Annotated in this window: 15 protein-coding genes and 1 pseudogene; 5 read left to right on the top strand and 11 right to left on the bottom strand. The window is 66.5% G+C overall.

Going from position 1 to position 18,257, the window contains the following annotated elements:
* Positions 1–158 precede the first annotated feature (158 nt).
* Positions 159–1,163: a bile acid:sodium symporter family protein gene (locus tag ACCQ13_RS18615; protein ID WP_104605194.1), complete on the bottom strand. Its 1,005-nt coding sequence runs from the start codon at positions 1,161–1,163 to the stop codon at positions 159–161.
* 333 nt (positions 1,164–1,496) lie between these two features.
* Here ACCQ13_RS18615 and ACCQ13_RS18610 point away from each other — a divergent pair, with 333 nt between their 5' ends.
* Positions 1,497–2,720, top strand: a complete 1,224-nt coding sequence (locus tag ACCQ13_RS18610) for a lipase family protein (RefSeq protein WP_159407740.1) — start codon at positions 1,497–1,499, stop codon at positions 2,718–2,720.
* Between the two features lie 72 nt (positions 2,721–2,792).
* Here the strand turns inward: ACCQ13_RS18610 and dnaG are convergent, their stop codons facing one another.
* From dnaG to rpsU, 4 genes are all read right to left on the bottom strand, one after another.
* Positions 2,793–4,550 (bottom strand): DNA primase, encoded by a 1,758-nt coding sequence (gene dnaG / locus ACCQ13_RS18605; protein WP_274391999.1) that lies wholly within the window; start codon positions 4,548–4,550, stop codon positions 2,793–2,795.
* Between the two features lie 64 nt (positions 4,551–4,614).
* Positions 4,615–5,571, bottom strand: coding sequence for a YihY/virulence factor BrkB family protein (locus ACCQ13_RS18600; protein ID WP_104603814.1), 957 nt, complete (start codon positions 5,569–5,571; stop codon positions 4,615–4,617).
* A gap of 195 nt (positions 5,572–5,766) precedes the next feature.
* Positions 5,767–6,213 (bottom strand): GatB/YqeY domain-containing protein, encoded by a 447-nt coding sequence (locus tag ACCQ13_RS18595; RefSeq protein ID WP_159407738.1) that lies wholly within the window; start codon positions 6,211–6,213, stop codon positions 5,767–5,769.
* Positions 6,214–6,450: 237 nt separating this feature from the next.
* Positions 6,451–6,666: a 30S ribosomal protein S21 gene (gene rpsU, locus ACCQ13_RS18590; RefSeq protein WP_002808376.1), complete on the bottom strand. Its 216-nt coding sequence runs from the start codon at positions 6,664–6,666 to the stop codon at positions 6,451–6,453.
* Between the two features lie 279 nt (positions 6,667–6,945).
* Here rpsU and tsaD point away from each other — a divergent pair, with 279 nt between their 5' ends.
* From tsaD to ACCQ13_RS18575, 3 genes are all read left to right on the top strand, one after another.
* On the top strand, positions 6,946–8,007 hold the full coding sequence (gene tsaD, locus ACCQ13_RS18585) for a tRNA (adenosine(37)-N6)-threonylcarbamoyltransferase complex transferase subunit TsaD (RefSeq protein WP_104603805.1): 1,062 nt from the start codon (positions 6,946–6,948) through the stop codon (positions 8,005–8,007).
* Positions 8,008–8,091: 84 nt separating this feature from the next.
* Positions 8,092–8,448 carry a dihydroneopterin aldolase gene (gene folB / locus ACCQ13_RS18580; RefSeq protein ID WP_104603804.1) on the top strand — a complete coding sequence of 119 codons (357 nt, stop codon included), beginning with the start codon at positions 8,092–8,094 and terminating at the stop codon, positions 8,446–8,448.
* Between the two features lie 202 nt (positions 8,449–8,650).
* A complete protein-coding gene (locus ACCQ13_RS18575; RefSeq protein WP_104603803.1) occupies positions 8,651–10,822 on the top strand; it encodes a glycoside hydrolase family 3 N-terminal domain-containing protein in 2,172 nt (723 codons plus the stop codon).
* 62 nt (positions 10,823–10,884) lie between these two features.
* On the opposite strand, the pseudogene ACCQ13_RS18570 reads toward ACCQ13_RS18575, so the two are convergent.
* A pseudogene (locus tag ACCQ13_RS18570) lies at positions 10,885–12,063 on the bottom strand (PQQ-dependent sugar dehydrogenase).
* Between the two features lie 181 nt (positions 12,064–12,244).
* Here ACCQ13_RS18570 and yiaA point away from each other — a divergent pair.
* Complete coding sequence (yiaA, locus tag ACCQ13_RS18565; RefSeq protein ID WP_159407736.1) at positions 12,245–12,679, top strand: inner membrane protein YiaA; 435 nt, start codon at positions 12,245–12,247, stop codon at positions 12,677–12,679.
* Positions 12,680–12,734: 55 nt separating this feature from the next.
* Here yiaA and ACCQ13_RS18560 read toward each other — a convergent pair whose 3' ends face one another.
* The 5 genes from ACCQ13_RS18560 to ACCQ13_RS18540 form a co-directional block, all read right to left on the bottom strand.
* On the bottom strand, positions 12,735–13,067 hold the full coding sequence (locus tag ACCQ13_RS18560) for a hypothetical protein (protein ID WP_104603800.1): 333 nt from the start codon (positions 13,065–13,067) through the stop codon (positions 12,735–12,737).
* Positions 13,068–13,200: 133 nt separating this feature from the next.
* The gene (locus ACCQ13_RS18555; protein ID WP_104603799.1) at positions 13,201–14,508 is read right to left on the bottom strand and encodes an APC family permease; all 1,308 of its coding nucleotides are present in this window, start codon (positions 14,506–14,508) and stop codon (positions 13,201–13,203) included.
* Complete coding sequence (locus ACCQ13_RS18550; RefSeq protein ID WP_104603798.1) at positions 14,505–15,281, bottom strand: L,D-transpeptidase family protein; 777 nt, start codon at positions 15,279–15,281, stop codon at positions 14,505–14,507. The genes ACCQ13_RS18555 and ACCQ13_RS18550 overlap by 4 nt, the downstream gene beginning before the upstream one ends.
* Positions 15,282–15,525: 244 nt before the next feature.
* Positions 15,526–16,623: a dipeptide epimerase gene (locus tag ACCQ13_RS18545; protein WP_104603797.1), complete on the bottom strand. Its 1,098-nt coding sequence runs from the start codon at positions 16,621–16,623 to the stop codon at positions 15,526–15,528.
* Positions 16,620–18,032 (bottom strand): C40 family peptidase, encoded by a 1,413-nt coding sequence (locus ACCQ13_RS18540; protein WP_104603796.1) that lies wholly within the window; start codon positions 18,030–18,032, stop codon positions 16,620–16,622. The genes ACCQ13_RS18545 and ACCQ13_RS18540 overlap by 4 nt, the downstream gene beginning before the upstream one ends.
* Between the last annotated feature and the right edge of the window lie 225 nt (positions 18,033–18,257).

The raw sequence follows: 18,257 nt of genomic DNA, 5'->3' as shown, positions 1-18,257 counted from the left end.
GGTCACCGATGGGGTTGGCAGATGTTGATCGCCTACGCTAGCGCACGCTGGCGCGTCAGCGTCATAACTTTTGTACCTGTGCTGACAACCGGTGGAGGTCGGCCAGGCGAAATACTGTCATGCACTGTGCCGTTGCGCTGTTGCCCGCACCACATCCATCAATGACGGCCGGCCCGGTCTTGCGACACGTCCGGCGTGGTGCGCGCGTAGCGCGCCGCCACGAACGCGCAGACGATCAGCTGCACCTGGTGATACAGCATGATCGGCAGCACGATCGCGCCCAGCCCGCCGCCAGCGAACATCACTTTGGCCATCGGCACGCCGGTGGCCAGGCTTTTTTTCGAGCCGCAGAACACGATGGCGATCTCGTCGGCGCGGTTGAAGTGCAGGCGCCGCGCAAGAACAGTGATCGAAACCATCGCCAACGCCAGCAACAAGGCTGCCACGCCGATGACCGAAAGCAGGGCCGGCAACGGGGTCTTCTGCCACAGCCCTTCGTTCACTGACGCGCTGAAGGCGGTGTAGACCACCAGCAGGATGGTGGCCTGGTCGGTGTAGCGCAGCACCGCACGACGCCGTTCGACCCAGCCGCCGATCCATGGGCGCAGGAAGTGGCCGGCCAGGAACGGCACCAGCAATTGCAGCACGATCTTGCCGATCGCTTCGGCCGGATGCGCCATTACGCCCTGGCTGCCCACCAGCGCGCCCATCAGCAGCGGAGTGAAGAACACCCCCAGCAGGCTGGACAGCGAGGCGGCGCAGACTGCGGCCGGGACATTGCCGCGCGCCATCGAGGTGAACGCGATCGAGGACTGCACGGTGGACGGCAGCGCGCACAGGAACAGCACGCCGATATACAACTCCGGCGTCAGTGCCACATGTGCCAGCGGCTTGAGCAGCAGGCCGAGCAGCGGAAACAGCACGAAGGTGCAGGCCAGGATCACCAGATGCAGCCGCCAGTGCAGCGCGCCGGCCTTGACTGCCTCGCGCGAGAGCCGCGCACCATGCAGGAAGAACAATGCGGCGATCGCCACGTCGGTGACATCGTCCATGACCACAGCGGCGGTACCGGACACCGGCAGCAGCGAGGCCAGCGTGACCGTGCACAGCAGCGCGAGGGTGAAGGGATCGATGCGCAACCGCGCCAGCCAGTGTTTCATCATCAAGGAGACGTGGGACGGCGAGGCCAGCGGGCAGCCATTATAAGGTTCGCGCCGTGGCTTGCGCATGGTAGCCGCCGCGCAGGCCCTGCCACCGCGCGGCAGATGCGTACCGGGGACACCGGCATGCCGGTCCGCAACGGTCGGGCCGGGGTGGTTCCCGGTGGTTGTCGATGCGATCCGTGCGGTCGGTCAAAGTCTGCTGCGTTTGCCATCCAGGCAGGCAAATCCTTGCTAGATTCCAGCTGCGCACGCCAGCGGCGTGTCCGGGTGAAACCGGGGCTGCGCCCGTGTCCGCCCACCTCTTCGCGCAGCGCCAGGGAAAGGAGTCGCTTCATGCGTTACGACCAATATCAGCAGACGTTTGCATTATCGGCACTGGCCAACTGGATCGGCGACCGCAGGGGCACCCAACCCGCGCTGCAGGCGGACTACCAGACCACCTTGCTGCAGACGCTGGCCTCTGCCGATACCCAGGACAGGATCGGCGATTGGCAGCTGTTGTGGGGGCCTCAGGTCTGGCAAGTGCCCGGGTCCTCGTTATCGGGCAATGCGATGTATGTCGCCCACACCGATGCCATGCCCGGCATCGGCGAGGCGTATGTGGTTGCGCTGAGTGCCACCAATCCGGAATCGTTCTACGACTGGTTCACCGAAGACTTCGACGTCTCCTCGGTGGTGGATTTCACCAGCTTCGCGCCGTTGCTGGCCACCGCACCGGTTGCCGCAAAAAAGCCGGTCAAACCGGGAAGCACGGTGATCTCGATGGGCGCGGCCACCGGCGTGTGGCATCTGCTGAACATGGTGAGCCCGTCCACGGCCTTGGCGCCCACTACCGGGCTGCTGGATTTCCTGCAGTCGCGCGATGGCAGCAAGGCCACGGTGATCTTTGCCGGGCACAGCCTGGGTGGCGCGCTGTCGCCGACCTTGGCGACCTGGTTGAAAAGCAATGGGAAGCTGGACCATTTCAACGCCGTGCACTGCTATCCCACTGCCGGGGCGACACCCGGCAACGGCGAGTTCACCGCGTTGTACATGCAAACGCTGCCATCGCCGGCACCCGGCCAGGCGCCGTATCAGATCTGGAACGCGGACCTGTGGAATACGCTCGATTGCGTACCGCATGCCTGGACCGTGCCGATGCTCAGTCAGATCAAGACGCTCTACCGCAACGATCCGATCAAGGAAATCGATGTGCTGGTGGATGTCGCCATCGCCAATACCCTGGCCTCCACGGTGAGCTATGCGCAGATCGCCAACCAGCCGCTGGATGGCACCCTGACCGGCATCCCCACCACCATCTTGCAATTCCTCGAGCAGATGGCCCACCAGCACACCACCGCCTACCAGGAGCTGATCGCCGAATGGCTGACACCGGTGCCGGTGCCGCCGGCGGGGGCGCCGCAAACGCAGAGCGTGGACCCCACGCAGGCGCGCGACGCGCTGGTCGAGCGGCTGGTTGCGCATGCCGGGCAGACCGCGCTGGCCGATGCCGGCAAGGTGGAGGCGGTCGGTGGGGTGCTGGAGTCGATGGCCAGGACCTTGTTCAAGCAGATCTGAATCATCGGCGGTCGGCGGTGGCTGCCGCCGGCCGCGCGCGTCGGTCATGGGGCCGTGGCGTGCGCCGGCAACTCAGCGCGCGCCGGGACGCAGCCGTAGCAGTTCGCGCAGTTCGTATTTGTCGGTCTCGTCCAGGCCCTGCGCGCGCTGCTTGGCCTGCAGTTCTTCCAGGCGCTGCTGCAGCAGCTGTTTTTCCAACTGGGCAATGGCGTCGTGCAGCTCCATGGCCCAGCTCTGTTCGTCGCCGGGCAGCACCTGCGCGGCCAGCTTCTGCAGGGCGGCCTGTTCTTCGCGTTCGGTGAAGTGTTGCAGCAGCGCGCCGGTGCTGATTTCCGGGCGCTGCTGCACGATGTCCAGCAACTCCATCAGCAGCTCCACGCCGGGCAGGCGCAGCCCGGCCAGGTCGTGGTGGCGGTCCAGGCCCATCGCCAGCGAAGGCTGCTGCAGCAGGATCGCGATGGACGCGCGCACCAGGCTGCGCCGCTGCACCGGCGCACCCATCCGTGCGGGCACGCGCGCCTGTGGCGTGGCGCCGTGGCCGGGCGAACCGGGCGAGGCAGCGACACCGGTCATGCGCGCCAGTTCCTGCCGCATCAGGTCGCCAAATGCGCCGTCGGGAATCTGCGCCAGCATCGGGCGCGCGCGCTCGGCCAGGCGGGCCTTGCCATCGAGCGTCTGCAGGTTGATGTCCCGCGACATCTCGTCGAAGAAGAACTGCGACAGTGGCGTGGCCTGTTTCAGGCGCGTATCGAAGGCCTGCGCGCCTTCCTTGCGCACGATGGTGTCCGGGTCTTCGCCATCGGGCAGGAACAGGAAGAACGCCTGGCGGCCATCCTTCATGCGTGGCAGCACCGATTCGAGCGCACGCCAGCCGGCCTTGCGCCCGGCGTTGTCGCCATCGAAACAGAAGTAAACGTCCGGTGCATTGCGGAACAGCAGCTCGGCATGTTCGGGCGTGGTGGCCGTGCCCAGGGTGGCGACCGCCTGGGTCACGCCGAACTGGAACAGCGAGACCACGTCCATGTAGCCCTCCACCACGATCAGCCGTTCGATCTTCTGGTTGGCCTGGCGCACCTGCCACAGGCCGTACAACTCGCGGCCCTTGTGGAACAGCGCGGTTTCCGGCGAATTGAGGTACTTCGGGCCGGGGTCGCGGCCATCGGCCGGCGCGCCCAGGATGCGGCCGCCGAAGGCGATGACGCGGCCGCGGCGGTCGAAGATCGGGAACATCACCCGGTCGCGGAACTTGTCGTAGACATGGCCGCGGTCGTTCTTGGAAAACAGCCCGGCGCGTTCGAGCACGCTCATGCGGCGCGCATCGGTACCCAGGGTGTCCTTCAGTGCGCTGTAGCCATCGGGCGCGTAGCCGATCTGGAACCGTGCACGGTTCTCCGCATCCACGCCGCGCCCGTCCAGGTATTCGGTGGCGCGTGCGTTGCCTTCGAGCTGGCGCTGGAAAAACTTGGTCGCCGCCTCCAGCGCCGAGTACAACTCTCGGCTGTCGTCCTGCTGTTGCGGGGTGCGCTGCTGGGTCTCGCGCGGGATCTCCATGCCGGCGCGCTTGGCCAGCTCGTCGACCGCGTCGAGAAACTCGAGGCGGTCGTAGTTCATCAGGAAGCTGATCGCGGTGCCATGCGCACCGCAGCCGAAGCAGTGATAGAACTGTTTGGTCGGCGAGACGGTGAACGAGGCCGAGCGCTCGTCGTGGAACGGGCAGCGTGCCGAATATTCCTTGCCCTGACGCTTGAGCGGCACGCGGCCGCCCACCACCTCGACGATGTCGGTACGTGTAAGCAGTTCGTCGATGAATGCGTCGGGGATGCGGGCCATCCCGCTAGGATATCCCAGCCGCTGGCGCCAGCCTGAGTCGGCCGGTTGCAAGCTGCATGCTGGCTCAGCGGCGCACAGGCGTGTCCGGCAGCGTGGCTGCGGTGGCCGCCACGGGCATGGCGATGGCTTCGGGCAGGTGATCCGGGTCCACGCCAGCCTCGCGTAGCTTGCGCTGCGAGCGCACGCGCTCGTCGATGACTGCGGTCAGCAAGGCACCGACGAAGAACACCACCGAGGCGTAGTACATCCACACCAGCAGGATCACCAGGGTACCCATCGAACCATAGGCGCTGCCCGGCGCGGCCTGGGCGATGTAGACGCCGATGGCGTAGCGGCCCAGCGCAAACAGCAGGGCGGTGATGACGCCGCCGACGAAGGCCTGCCGCCAGTTCACGGTGCGATCGGGTAGGTAGCGGTACAGAAACGCGAACGCCAGCGAGTACAGCGCCAGCGTGGTCACATAGCCCACCGCCGGCAGCACCGACGGTAGCCGCGCGAACACGACCTGCAGGGCGGTGGTGGCGATCATCGACACGATCAGCAGAAAGCCCAGCGCCAGGATCACCCCAAAGGAAAATACGCGCTTCTTCAGCCACGCCATGATGCCGTCCAGGCGCTGCTTGTCGGTGCGGAAGATCAGGTTCAGCGCATTCTGCAACTGCGCAAACACCGCAGTGGCGCCGATGAACAGCAGCAGCGTGCTCCACAGCCCGGCCAGCGTGCCGACGCCGGGCTGGTCGGTGGCATTGCGGATCACCGTGTCGGCGACCTCGGCGGCGCTACCACCGGCCAGTTGCGCGATCTGCTGCACCAATGCTTCCTGCGCCGGCGGATACAGCGAGGCGGTCAACCACAGCAGCAAGACCAGCAACGGCGCCAGCGACAGCAGCGCATAGAACGACAGCGACGCGGCCTGCGTCATCACGTCTATTTCGAGAAAGCGGTTGAGCAGCGCCATTGGCAGGCTGCGCTGCAGGCGGCTCAGATGCTTTTGCAGATAGGCGGTTGAAAGCGTCGTCACCGGCGAGAATCCTTGGCGCATACCGTCGCGGACGCAGGTGGCATGGAGCCAGACCGGTATGCGGAGTGCCTGGCCCGCGCCTGCGCTGGCGCCACCGTTCTAACAGGCCGGGATCGAAGGTGCGGTGAAAAGTGGTGGCTGTGTGACGCCTGCCCCGGCTGCTTGCGCAGGGCAGGCGTCAACGCCAGCGCTGTGTCAGCCCGCCAGGTGCTTTTTCACCAGCGTGGACACCAGGCCCATGTCGGCCTGGCCGGCGAGCTTGGGTTTGAGTGCGCCCATCAGCTTGCCGATGTCGGCGGGGCTGCTGGCGCCGGTCTGTGCAATCGCGGCCTGGATGGCGGCCACGATTTCGGCTTCGTCCATCTTGGCCGGCAGGTAACGCTCGATCACCACGATTTCCTCGCGTTCGATCTGTGCCAGGTCGTCGCGCGCGGCGCCTTCGTATTGGGTGACCGAGTCCTTGCGCTGCTTGACCATCTTGTCCAGCACGGCGATGACGGCGGCATCGTCCATCTCGATGCGCTCGTCCACTTCCTTCTGTTTGATCGCCGCGTTGATGAGCCGGATGACGCCCAGGCTGTGCTTGTTGCCGGACTTCATCGCGGCCTTCATGTCATCGGTAAGCTGTTGCTTGAGGGGCATGGGGTAACTCCTGGGTTGCAGGTGAACGGGTGCGACGCGCCCCGGCAGGCGAGGGCGGCGGCAGGGATGTGAGGCAACACCGGATCCAGCGACGGTGTGGCGTTGCATGGATTGCGCTGCCGGGATGGCCGCGAACCAATGCAAAAAGCCGGCGACGCTTGCGCGTGCCGGCTCCTGGGTTCGATCCGGTCGGGTCGCGCCTACAGCGCAGACCCGGCGGCAAGGAACCGCGTTCGATCAGTACAAGCGCTGGCGCTTAGTGACGTCGCGCGAGGAACGACGCAGCTGACGCTTCACGGCAGCGGCAGCCTTGCGCTTACGCTCCTGGGTCGGCTTTTCATAGAACTCGCGCTTGCGGGTTTCGGCCAGCACGCCGGCCTTTTCGCAGGTGCGCTTGAAGCGGCGGAGCGCAAATTCGAAGGGCTCGTTCTCGCGGACTTTAACGCTGGGCATGTGTTCTCCAGATTGGGATTTTTCCGTCCGGGAGCCCCGGGCGGGTGCGAGCGGACTCGCGTGACGGAATTTCCGGGTTGCCCCGGCGAGCCACGCATTATAACGACTTGCGAACGGCCTGCAAGCCCCTGGGGGGAATTGCCGCAGATGGCCCGGCAGAGCGTGCGCCGGCGCGCGTTTCGGGGTGGCCGGCACGGCAGAGCCGCCTCTGCGGGCGGGCCGGTCTGCGCAACGCAAAAGCTGCGAAAATGGCCGCACACGTTTATCTGCCGAGCTACCGTGAAAGTCCTTGGGATCGAATCATCATGCGATGAGACCGGTGTGGCGGTCTACGACACCGCCCTGACCGGCGTGCCGGCGTTGCGCGCCCATGCGGTGTACAGCCAGATCGCGCTGCATGCCGAATACGGCGGCGTGGTGCCGGAGCTGGCCAGCCGCGACCACGTGCGCAAGCTGCTGCCGTTGATCCGCCAGACCCTGGGCGAGGCCGGGCTGCGCATCGACGAACTGGACGGGGTGGCCTACACCGCCGGGCCCGGCCTGGTGGGCGCCCTGCTGGTCGGTGCCGGGGTGGCGCGCTCGCTGGCCTGGGCACTGGAGGTGCCGGCGATCGGCGTCCACCACATGGAAGGGCACCTATTGGCACCGCTGATGGAAGACGACCCGCCGCAGCCGCCCTTCGTGGCGCTGCTGGTCTCCGGCGGGCATACCCAATTGGTGTCGGTCAAGGCGCTGGGCCGCTACGAAGTGCTGGGCGAGACCCTGGACGATGCCGCCGGCGAGGCCTTCGACAAGACCGCCAAGATGATGGGCCTGCCGTACCCGGGCGGCCCGCAGCTGGCGGCGCTGGCCGAAACCGGCACGCCCGGACGTTACAGGTTCGCCCGGCCGATGACTGACCGCCCCGGTCTGGATTTCAGCTTCAGCGGGCTCAAGACCCAGGTGCTGCTGGCCTGGCGCGGCAGCGACCAGTCCGACACCACGCGGGCGGACATCGCGCGCGGCTTCGAGGATGCCGTGGTGGAGACGCTGGCGATCAAATGCCTGCGCGCGCTGGACGCGGCCGGCTGCAACACGCTGGTGGTGGCGGGCGGGGTCGGCGCCAACAAGCGCCTGCGCGCGCAGTTGCAGCAGGCCGCGCAGCGCCGTGGTGGCCGGGTCTGTTTTCCGCGCCCGGCGCTGTGCACCGACAATGGCGCGATGATCGCCTTCGCCGGCGCGCTGCGGTTGCAGGCCGGCGAACACGCCGATGCCGCGGTGCATGTGACGCCGCGTTGGGATATGGCTGCGCTGTCGCCACTTGTGGCGACGCGGGAATCGGGAATCGGGAATCGGGAATAGGAAGAGCGATACCCCGATCCTGTTAGTGCTGCGTGTTATTGCCCTTGCTTCTCCCCATTCCCCATTCCCGACTCCCTATTCCCCATGGATAAAGTGTTTATTGAAGGCCTGGAAATCGATGCGCTGATCGGCATCTACGACTGGGAGCGGCGGATTCGCCAGACGCTGCGGTTCGACCTGGAGATGGGCTTCGACAACCGCATTCCGGCGGCCAGCGACGATATTGCCGATACGCTGAACTACAAGGCGGTGAGCAAGCGGTTGATCGATTTCGTGCAGGGCTCGGATTTCGGGCTGGTCGAAACCCTGGCCGAGCGTTGCGCGGCGATCGTGCTGGACGAATTCGGCGTGCACTGGCTGCGGCTGAAACTGAGCAAGCCCGGTGCGGTGCGTGGCGCGCAGGCGGTGGGCGTCATCATCGAGCGGGAGCGGGCGGCCTGATTGTCGCGAACCTTCTTGCTGCATGCGGGGACTTGGTCTTGAGGGTCGCGGGGGCCGAGCGCTGCGCCCGCGCTGGCGCGCACCATGCCTGCAACCGGCCTCGACAACTCCCGAACCTCGAATCCCGGCCTTCGACACTTCCCCCCCTGCGGCTGCAGCAAGCTAGAATTGCCGGCCATGTAAACGTTTTCTCAAGGATCTCATGGCTGCTGATCGCATCGAAACTCTGATTGCCCGGATGACCGTGGAAGAGAAGGTCGGACAGTTGGGTGTGTTCGCCGACATGGTGCGGCCGTTCGCACCGGACGTGAATCCGGAGGCCAACGTGCGCAATGCCGACGAGGTGTTGCAGCAGGTGCGCGAGGGCCGGGTGGGCTCGCTGTTCAACGGCGCGGGCGCCGCGCTGGGCGTGCAGATCCAGAAAGCGGCGGTGGAGGAGAGCCGGCTGGGCATTCCGGTGATCCTGGCCGCAGACGTGATCCACGGCATGCGCACGGTGTTCCCGATCCCGCTGGGCGAGGCGGCCAGCTTCGAGCCGGCGCTGGCCGAGCGTACTGCGCGCGCCACCGCCATCGAGGCCACTGCGGCCGGGCTGCACTGGACCTATGCGCCGGCGGTGGACATCGCCCGCGACCAGCGCTGGGGCCGTGGCGCCGAGGGCGCCGGCGAAGACGTGGTGCTGGGCATGGCGTTCGCCGCGGCGCGCGTGCGCGGCTTCCAGGGCCCCGACCTGACCGCCGACGATTGCCTGCTGGCCACGCCCAAGCACTTCGCCGCCTACGGCGCGGTGGCGGCGGGCATGGAATACAACACGGTGGATATTGCGCCGCAGACCTTGCGCGATGTGCATCTGCCGCCGTTCAAGGCCGCATTCGATGCCGGCGCGCTGACGGTGATGTCTTCCTTCAACGACATCAACGGTGTACCGGCCAGTGCCAACCACGAGTTGCTCACCGAGATCCTGCGTGGTGAATGGCAGTTCCCGGGCGTGGTGATTTCCGACTACACCGCCGACATGGAGCTGATTGCGCACGGCTACGCCGCCGACGAGCGCGACGCGACCAAGAAGGCGTTCCTGGCCGGGCTGGACCTGAGCATGCAGAGCGGCTTCTATGCCGCGCACCTGCCGTCGCTGGTGGACAGCGGCGAGGTGCCGATGGCGGCGCTGGATGCCAGCGTGCGGCGCATCCTGCAGCTGAAGCAGGCCATTGGCCTGTTCGATAACCCGTATCGGTCGCTGGATCCGGCGCGCGAAGCCGACACTGCGTACCTGCCTGCGCACGATGCGTTGTCGCGCGATGCGGCACGGCGCTCGATCGTGTTGCTGAAGAACGACGATGCGGTGCTGCCGTTGAGCAAGAGCGGGCAGCGCATCGCCTTGATCGGGCCATTCGTGCAGGACCGCGAAAACATCGAAGGTTGCTGGACGCTGTTCGGCGACAAAGCGCGCTACGTGACCCTGGAGCAGGGGATGCGTGCGGTGGTCGGCCACGAATACCTGAGCGTGGTGGCCGGTTGCGGCCTGGAAGAGGCGCTGCCGGGTGGGATTTCCGCAGCGATCGACGCCGCACAGGCGGCCGACGTGGTGGTGCTGGCGCTGGGCGAGCCGCAGCGCTTCAGCGGCGAGGCGCAGTCGCGCACCGAGATCACCTTGCCGCCGGCGCAACAGGCGCTGGCCGAGGCGGTTGCCGCCACCGGCACGCCACTGGTGGTGCTGTTGCGCAACGGGCGCGCGCTGGCGTTGAACGGTGCGGTACGCGATGCGCAGGCAATTGCGGTGACCTGGTATCTGGGGACACAAACCGGCACTGGCGTGGCCGATGTGCTGTTCGGCGACTACAACCCATCTGCACGCCTGCCGATCAGCTTTCCGCAGGTTACCGGGCAACAGCCGTATTTCTACAACCATCTGCGCACCGGTCGTCCTGAATTGCCGACCCTGTCCGAGTACAAGGCGCGCTGGCGCGAAATGCCCAACGAGCCGTTGTATCCGTTCGGCCACGGGTTGAGCTACACCACCTTTGCCTATGCACCGCCGCAGTTGAGCACCGCGCAGCTGGGCTGGGATGACACGCTCACCATCACCACACGCGTGACCAACACTGGCCGCGTGGCCGGCGAGGAAGTGGTGCAGCTGTACGTGCACGACCGCGTAGCCAGCCGGGTGCGCCCGGTGCGCGAACTCAAGGGGTTTCGCAAGGTGTTGCTGCAGCCGGGCGAAAGCACGGAGGTGGTGTTTACCCTCGCCCGCGACGCGCTGTCCTTCACCAATCCCAAAGGCGTCTTCGGCGCCGAGCCGGGCGTGTTCGACGTGTGGGTCTGCGCATCCGCCAAGAGCGGCGAGGCGGTGTCATTCGCGTTGGGCAGCAGCTGAACCACGCACTGCCTGCGCCGATGGGCGCGCAGGCAGTGCTTGCCACTTTTACATCACTGCACTCAGGCGCCGTTTTCGACCGCCGCCTTGCTCTTGGGGGTCAGCTTGAGCAGGCGCCCGGTGCTGCCGCTGGCCTAGTCTTCGAGCAACCACAGTGCGCCATCGGGGCCTTGCTCCACTTCGCGGATGCGGGCCCCCATGTCGTAGCGGGCCACTTCGCGCGGCTGATCGCCAAGCGAGACCTGCACCAGTGCCATCGACGACAGCCCGCCGATGAAGCCATTGCCGCGCCACGCCGGGAACTGCTTGCCGCTGTAGATCACAAAGCCGGCTGGTGAAATTACTGGTGTCCAGCTGATCTTGGGAGCAGCGAATTCGGGCCGGGTGTTGTGGTCCGGGATCGGCCGGCCATCGTAGTGATCGCCGTTGGACACGATCGGATAGCCGTAGTCGGCGCCGCGCTGGATCAGGTTGAGCTCATCGCCACCGGCCGGGCCCATTTCGTGTTCCCACAGCCGGCCCTGGCTATCGAACGCAATACCCAGGATGTTGCGGTGTCCCAACGACCACACCTGCGCAGCCACGCCGCCCTGTGCAACGAACGGGTTATCGGCTGGCACGCTGCCATCGTCGTTGAGCCGGATCAACTTGCCGAGATTGGCCTTCATGTCCTGCGCGGGATCGAACTTCTGCCGTTCGCTGGAGGTGATCCACAGTTTTCCGCTGGGGTCGAATGCGAGCCGATGGCCGAAGTGACCATTGCCGGACACCTTGGGGCTCTGGCGCCAGATCACCTTGAGCCCGGACAAGCTGCCGCCGCCGTTGGCGTCCAGGGTGAGCTTGGCGCGGGCGACTGCCGCGCCCCGCGTATCGCCCTGGCCAGGTTCGGCATAGCTCAGATAGACCAGGCCGTTCTTCGCAAATTGCGGATGCGCCAGCACGTCACCGAAGCCGCCCTGGCCACCATAGGCAACCGCCGGCACGCCGGACACTGCGCTCTTGCGCTTGGTCGTGGGATCCAGCCGCATCAAGGTGCCACGCTTCTCGCTGACCAGCAGCGTGCCATCGGGCAGGAAGGTCATTGCCCAGGGTTCGTCGAAATCGGCCACGGTGGTGGCCTGGAACGGCCATTGCGCCTTGGGAATGGCGGCGGCGGGTGCCGCTGCGGGAGCCGCCAGGACAGCGCCGGTGGTGAACAGGGTGGCCGAGCAGGCCAGGGCAAGCAGACGTCGGGCAGACATGAGGTCCTCAGGGGTGGGGCACGGTCACGCTGCAGCCCTCCCGCAACGTGTCCCGCGTCGGGTTTTCAAGTACCTTACACGACGCTGCCGAGGCCGCCCTTGTCGCAGGTCACTCTCCGCCAGGCGGACGCGTCTCACATCGCTGTTTCAATCTAAAATATCACCATGAAAAGGAAGTTCCATGGCCACGCAAAAAACGTCACCCGCTTTCATCGCCGCCTCCTGGGCCGCCCTGCTGCTGGGCAGCGCGGCGTACCTGATCGGCTTGTGGAATGCGCGGATGCTGCTCAATGAAAAGGGGTACTACTTCACCTTGTTGTTGTTCGGCCTGTTCGCCTCGGTGTCGTTGCAGAAGAGCGTGCGCGACCGCGACGACGGCATTCCGGTCACTGGCCTGTACTACGCGATCTGCTGGTTCTCGCTAATCATCGCGCTGGTCCTGCTGGCCATTGGCCTGTTCAACGCCACCTTGCTGCTGAGCGAAAAAGGCTTCTATGCAATGGCTTACGCACTGAGCCTATTCGGCGCGGTCGCGGTGCAGAAGAACACCCGCGATGCAATGCAGGGGTCCGCCGCCGCGCATGGGACGCATGCGGTGCCGCCACCGCTGGACTGACTGCCTACGTGCAAGGCGCCAACAACAACGCCACCTCGACGGTGGCGTTGTTGTTTCAGCGCTTGGGCGGATGGTCGCCGCTGACGAAATCGGCTGCGTTTTCCCAGGCACGCTTGACGGCGTGACGCGCCTTGCTCCAGCTCAGTGACGACGTGCCTCGATTGGCCTCCCAATCACGATGCAGCTCTGCTTCCACCTGGTCGTACGCACGCGCATTGTCGCGGATGCGCGCTTCATGGCCGGCCAGATAGGCGCCTTCGTAATCCTCGTAGCGTTCGCCATCGGTGTAGTACGGCTCTTCGGTGAAACGTTCGCGCCAGTAGGTGGATACGTTCTGGCTGCGGTCTTCGTCCGGTGCGCGGCCCGGAATCTGATACGGCACGTTCATGCACGCCTCCGTCGTTTCGAATGTACGGTGACGTTAGGTGCCGCCGTGTTAACGGCGTGGCACGCCAGGTGAAGGTCGAATCAACGCCGCTGGGCCTGGTCGATAATGGCGCTGTACGAGTGTGCTGCGAAACTTACGCCGGCTTGCGTGGAAACAGATAAAACACCCAGCCCACTAGCAGGGCCACACCGGCGGCGGCCAGGTTCTGCCAACTGGCACTGGCGAGCAGGCCCAGCGACAACAGCACGGCGGCAACCGGAATCAGTGGGCCGCCCGGCAGGCGCAAGGCGTCGGCGCGTTGGCGATAGCGGCGCGCCAGCACGATTACGGCCGCCGCAGTGCCGATATAGGCAAACAGGCGCGTCACCATCGACAGCAAGGCCAGCTGGGTAAACGAACCAGACAAGGCCAGCGCCAGCGACAGCACGCCCTGGGTGAGCACGGCCGCAGCGGGAGTATGAAAGCGCGGATGCACGCGGGCCAGGAATGCCGGGCCATAGCCGTCCCTGGCCAGTGCGAACAGGAAGCGTGGCCCCAGCATCACCGTGTTGCTGGTAGTGCCCAGGATGGAAATGGTGGCGCCCACGGTCAGGATCAGCGCCAGGGCTTCGCCACCGAAGCCGCTGGCGGCATCGGCCAATGGCGTGGGCGATGCCGCCAGGTTGGGCAGCGTGCCCTGTGCCACCACCTGCACGGCGGCATAGATCAAGGTCACGGTGACGATCATGGTGATGAGCGCGAACGGCACATCGCGACGTGGGTTGCGGTATTCGCCAGCGGCGGCGGGAATATTTTCGAAGCCCGCATAGGCGAACAACAGCAACAAGGCCGCTTCACCGAGATTGCCCAGGTCGCGCAGGTCCGGCGACTTGCCGGCGAAGGCCCACGACCAATCCACGTAGAACAGTCCGATCGCCACGAACAACAGCAAGGGCACCAGCTTGCCGATCACCAGGGCGATGCCGGTGCGTGCGGCCGACTTCACGCCGATCACGTTGATGGCGGTGAGCACACCCAACGCACCGACCACCACCAGCAGGCGTGCCCAGGTGTCGGTGGAGGCGGTTGGCCAGAAGCGCGCAACCGCATCGGCCAGGCCATTGCTCAGCGCAGCGGCCGAGCTGATGCGGGTGAGCCAGATCATCCAGCCGATCTGGAATCCCACGAATGGGCCGAACGCCTCGCGCGTATACAGATAGCTGCCGCCCGGCGTGTCGAAATAGCTGGCCGCCTGCGCGTAGCACAACACCAGCAAGGCCACCGCCAGGCCGGCCAGCAACACCGCCCACAGGCTCATCGGGCCGAGCAGGGCGGCAGTGGCGGCGGGCAACAGATAGATGCCGCTGCCGATCACATCGTTGATCGATAGCCCGACGATCTGCCAGCGGCTGACGACGCGCACCAGGCCGGTGGCATCGGCTGCGGGGGCGGGCGTGGTCATGGTACGGCCTCGTCCAGGGCCGGCAGCTGCCATTGCGATTGCAGGCGCGCATAGTCGGCGCGCGGCAGCAGCACGAACAACGGATGGTCGGCCGGCTTCAACCACGCAAGCAGGCGTTGCATGTCCGCAGGATCCATCGCGGTGCAGCCGGCGGTGACCTCGCCCGGGCTGCGCCACAGGTGCGCGAAGATGCAGCTGCCGCGCCCGGCGATGCGATCAGGGTTGTGCGCGATGACAAAGCCTTCGCGGTAACGTCCGTCGCCTTGGGTGCGCAGGTCCAGCCGCATCGGCTCGGTGGAGCCGGCCACCGCCGCTTCGCCCACCTGCGCCGCATCGACGATGCGGTTGTATAGCGGCGAGGCGGGCACATCCATGCAGTAATGGGTGGCGGTCATGGCCTGATACGGCATGGCGCTGTCGATGCGCGTGGCGTAGCCGAAGGCCGGGCCGATGGCGAACACCCCGGCCGGGCTGCGGCCGTCGCCTTCGCGTTTGTGCGGGCCTTGCGGCTGCGCCGGGTGCAGGCCGTCGCCCCAGGCACTGCCGTTGCGGCCGAGTGCCACCGCGAATCCGGGGGCGGCCGGCTGCCACCGGCCATCCACACGCTGGAAGGTCTGCAGCCGCGCCTGCGTGCTGTTCCAGTCCGGGGTGGTGACCACGACGAGCGCGCGCGCCTGCTGCAGCGCCTGCATCGGCGCACCTGCGACAACAGCGCCGCTGCACAGCGCCAGCGTCATCAGCAGGATGGATTGCAACAGGGTGGTCAGGCGCATGCAGTCTCCGCAAGGCAGTGGGTGAGCTGAGAGGACGCCTGGCAGCTTGCTGCGAGTCGTAGCGCGGCCCCGGCGACATCGGTGGCGCCATGGATCGCTCGCCGATGGCTACTGTACCCAGCAATGCGCGCCCGTGGCGCATGTTCGCAGCAGCGGCGCACGCGGCATGCGTGCGTCAGTGGAGTGACGCACGCCGTCTGCCGTCACGCGTGGCGGTTGCTGGCGGGTTGGCTGATCGCTGCCGCTACGACGGCAACAGTTCCAAGCCGCGGATACGACGGATGCCCAGGCCGGGCGCGTCGTCGATCTGGATCTGCGCCTGGTCGAAATGCACACCTCCTTCGGTGGGATCGAACTGCCCCAACGCCGGCGCATCCAGATCGGCCAGGGTGATGCTGTCGGCCTTGGCCACCGCCAGATGCACGGCGGCAGCCACGCTGACGCTGGACTCGATCATGCAGCCGATCATGCAGGGCACGCCGTACAGCGCGGCGATATCGGCGATGCGGATCGCGTTGGACAGCCCGCCGGTCTTCATCAACTTGATGTTGACGATGTCGGCAGCGCGGCGCTGGAGCAGGTCGATGACCTGTGGCGGGGAGAACACGCTTTCATCGGCCATCACCGGGGTATCGATATGCGCGGTGACAAAGGCCAACCCGTCGATATCGGCAGCCTTGACGGGTTGCTCAAGCAACTCCAGCACGATGCCGGCGTCTTCCAGCCTGCGCATGCTGCGTACCGCCTGTTTGGGTGTCCAGCCCTGGTTGGCATCCAGGCGCAGCGTTGCGCGCCCATCGACTGCCGCATGGATCGCCATGACGCGTTCCACATCCGACGCGCTGTCCTTGCCCACCTTGATCTTCAAGGCCGCATAGCCGCGCGCCAATGCCGACTGCGCGTGCGCCACCATGACCTCGATGCTGTCGGCACTGATGGTGATGTCGGTGGTGATGCGCGGCGTGCCGCCGCCGAGCACTTGGTAGAGCGGCACGCCGAAGGACTGGGCCCACAGGTCGTACAGCGCAATCTCCACGGCGGCCTTGGCGCTGGTATTGCGCTCCAGCGCGTGCTGGACCAGCCCACAGAGACGATTGAGGTCGGCCACCTCCTGGCCGATCAGGCGCGGGCCGATGCAGTGGGTGATCGCGGCGATGATGCTGCCGTGCGTATCGCCGGTGATCGCTGCGGTGGCCGGCGCGGCGCCATACCCGAGATGGCCGCTGTCGGTGTGCAGCACCACCACCACATCCTCGATCGCCTGCACGGTGCGCAGCGCCGTTTTGAATGGGGTGTTCAGTGGCACGCGCAGCATGCCCAGACGCAAGCCGGTGATCTTCATGGGGAACCGATCGGTGCGACGCGCTGGATGCGCGTGATGTGGTCGATAAAGGGGCTGCCATCGGTGGCCAGCAAGGGCAGCAATGGTGTGACCGAGACACCGTTCAGCGCGGCACGCTGCACGCGGCCATCGCTGCCGCGGTAGCTGGCACCGGCCACATCGTGGATCACCCACGGGCTGCCGTGCGCATGCCCGATCACCAGCATCACGTGGCCGGGGAGATGGATCAGGTCGCCGATGCGCAGTTGCGCCAGCTGTTTCAGGCGCTGCGCTCGTGGCGCGTGCGCAGCGAAGGCAACGGCGCGCAGCACCGGGCTGCGCGCCTGATCGCCGGTATTGCGCGGCAGCGCAATGCCGAGGCTGCGGTAGACATCCAGCACGAAGCCGCTGCAATCGCGCGCATCGTAATCGTTGCCCCAACCATAGCGCTCGCCCAGGAATTTGAAGGCCTGCCGGAGCAGTACCGCAGGGGTGGCCGGCAACGCACCGATGCGGACATCGGCGCCACGCGGCACCAGCGCCGGCACCAGTTGCAGGCGGCCATCGGTTCCGCGCAGCGGCAGTTGCACCACGTGGGCGGCGACGGGCGACTGTCCGTTGACCGGTTGTTGCGGCGGCCAGTTGGTCAGCAACGGCAGGCTGCTGCCCATGTCCAGCGGCAACGCCGAGACGGCGGGGAGCTCCGGGGTGTACGCGGTCTGCACGCGGGCGCCGGTGACCACCAGGCGCGCGCCGGCCTGTGCGTAGTCCAGCACCTGGCGGCGGCTGCCCTCGGCGACATGGGCGGCGGCAATCCACGCCGCGTAGTTGGGCGCCAGCACGAACCGCCATGCGCCATCGGCGCTGGTATGCAGCACGGCCACCGGCGTGCCAGGGTAGAGTGCCGATTCCTGAAAGCGGTCGATATCGTGATCGTGCGGATCGGTGAACACGCGTTGGGTGGTGGGAAAGGTGCGTAATGCCGCGCGCCGCACCACCAGCGCGAAGCGCGGGGCGACCTGCGGAGGAAGTGCATCCAGCGCCAATGCGCGCTGTAGCTCGGCCAGGCGGCTCGCCGTAATGGGTCGCCCCTGCGCGTCGTACAGCACCCGCGTGGGCGCCGCAGACAACGCCTGGATCCGTGCGCGCACTGCAGCGCCCGGCATGACCGAGGGCAGCTGCGACAGATCGTGCATCGAGGCATCGTCACGCAGCAGCCGCGCGTTGAAGGCTGCGATCTGCGCCGTGTCCAGCAGTGGCTGCTGCGCCTGCAAACTGCGTTGTACCCAGTACTCCGGCGTCAGCTGCGCCGCGTCAACGGCGAAGGGGGCGCCCTGGGTGGCTGGCTCGCTGGCAGCCGAAGGCGCCGCGCCGCAAGGCAGGGCGAGTGCAATCCACAGCAATGGCAGCAGGCGGCGCGTCGATGGCATCGAAAGCTCTAAACGAAGGAATGGTGGCTGGCGATTGCGGGCAGATCCGAACGAACCATACGGCAGGTGCCTATGCGATGCAGTGCTGACGACGACAGCCGTCGTTTCGGCCATGATCGGCAGTGTACGCGGGGCCTAGCGCGTGCGCAGGGCGCCAGCGGCGGGAGGTGGGCGGCAGCCGGTGGTTGGCCAACCCGCTGCGCCCAATACATCGACGTGAAGCGA

Origin of the sequence: Xanthomonas sp. NCPPB 1638, assembly GCF_041475635.2 — a bacterium.
Taxonomy (GTDB): domain Bacteria; phylum Pseudomonadota; class Gammaproteobacteria; order Xanthomonadales; family Xanthomonadaceae; genus Xanthomonas; species Xanthomonas cucurbitae.
Note: the sequence above shows the minus strand (reverse complement) of the source record. Positions and strands in the feature narration are given on the sequence as shown.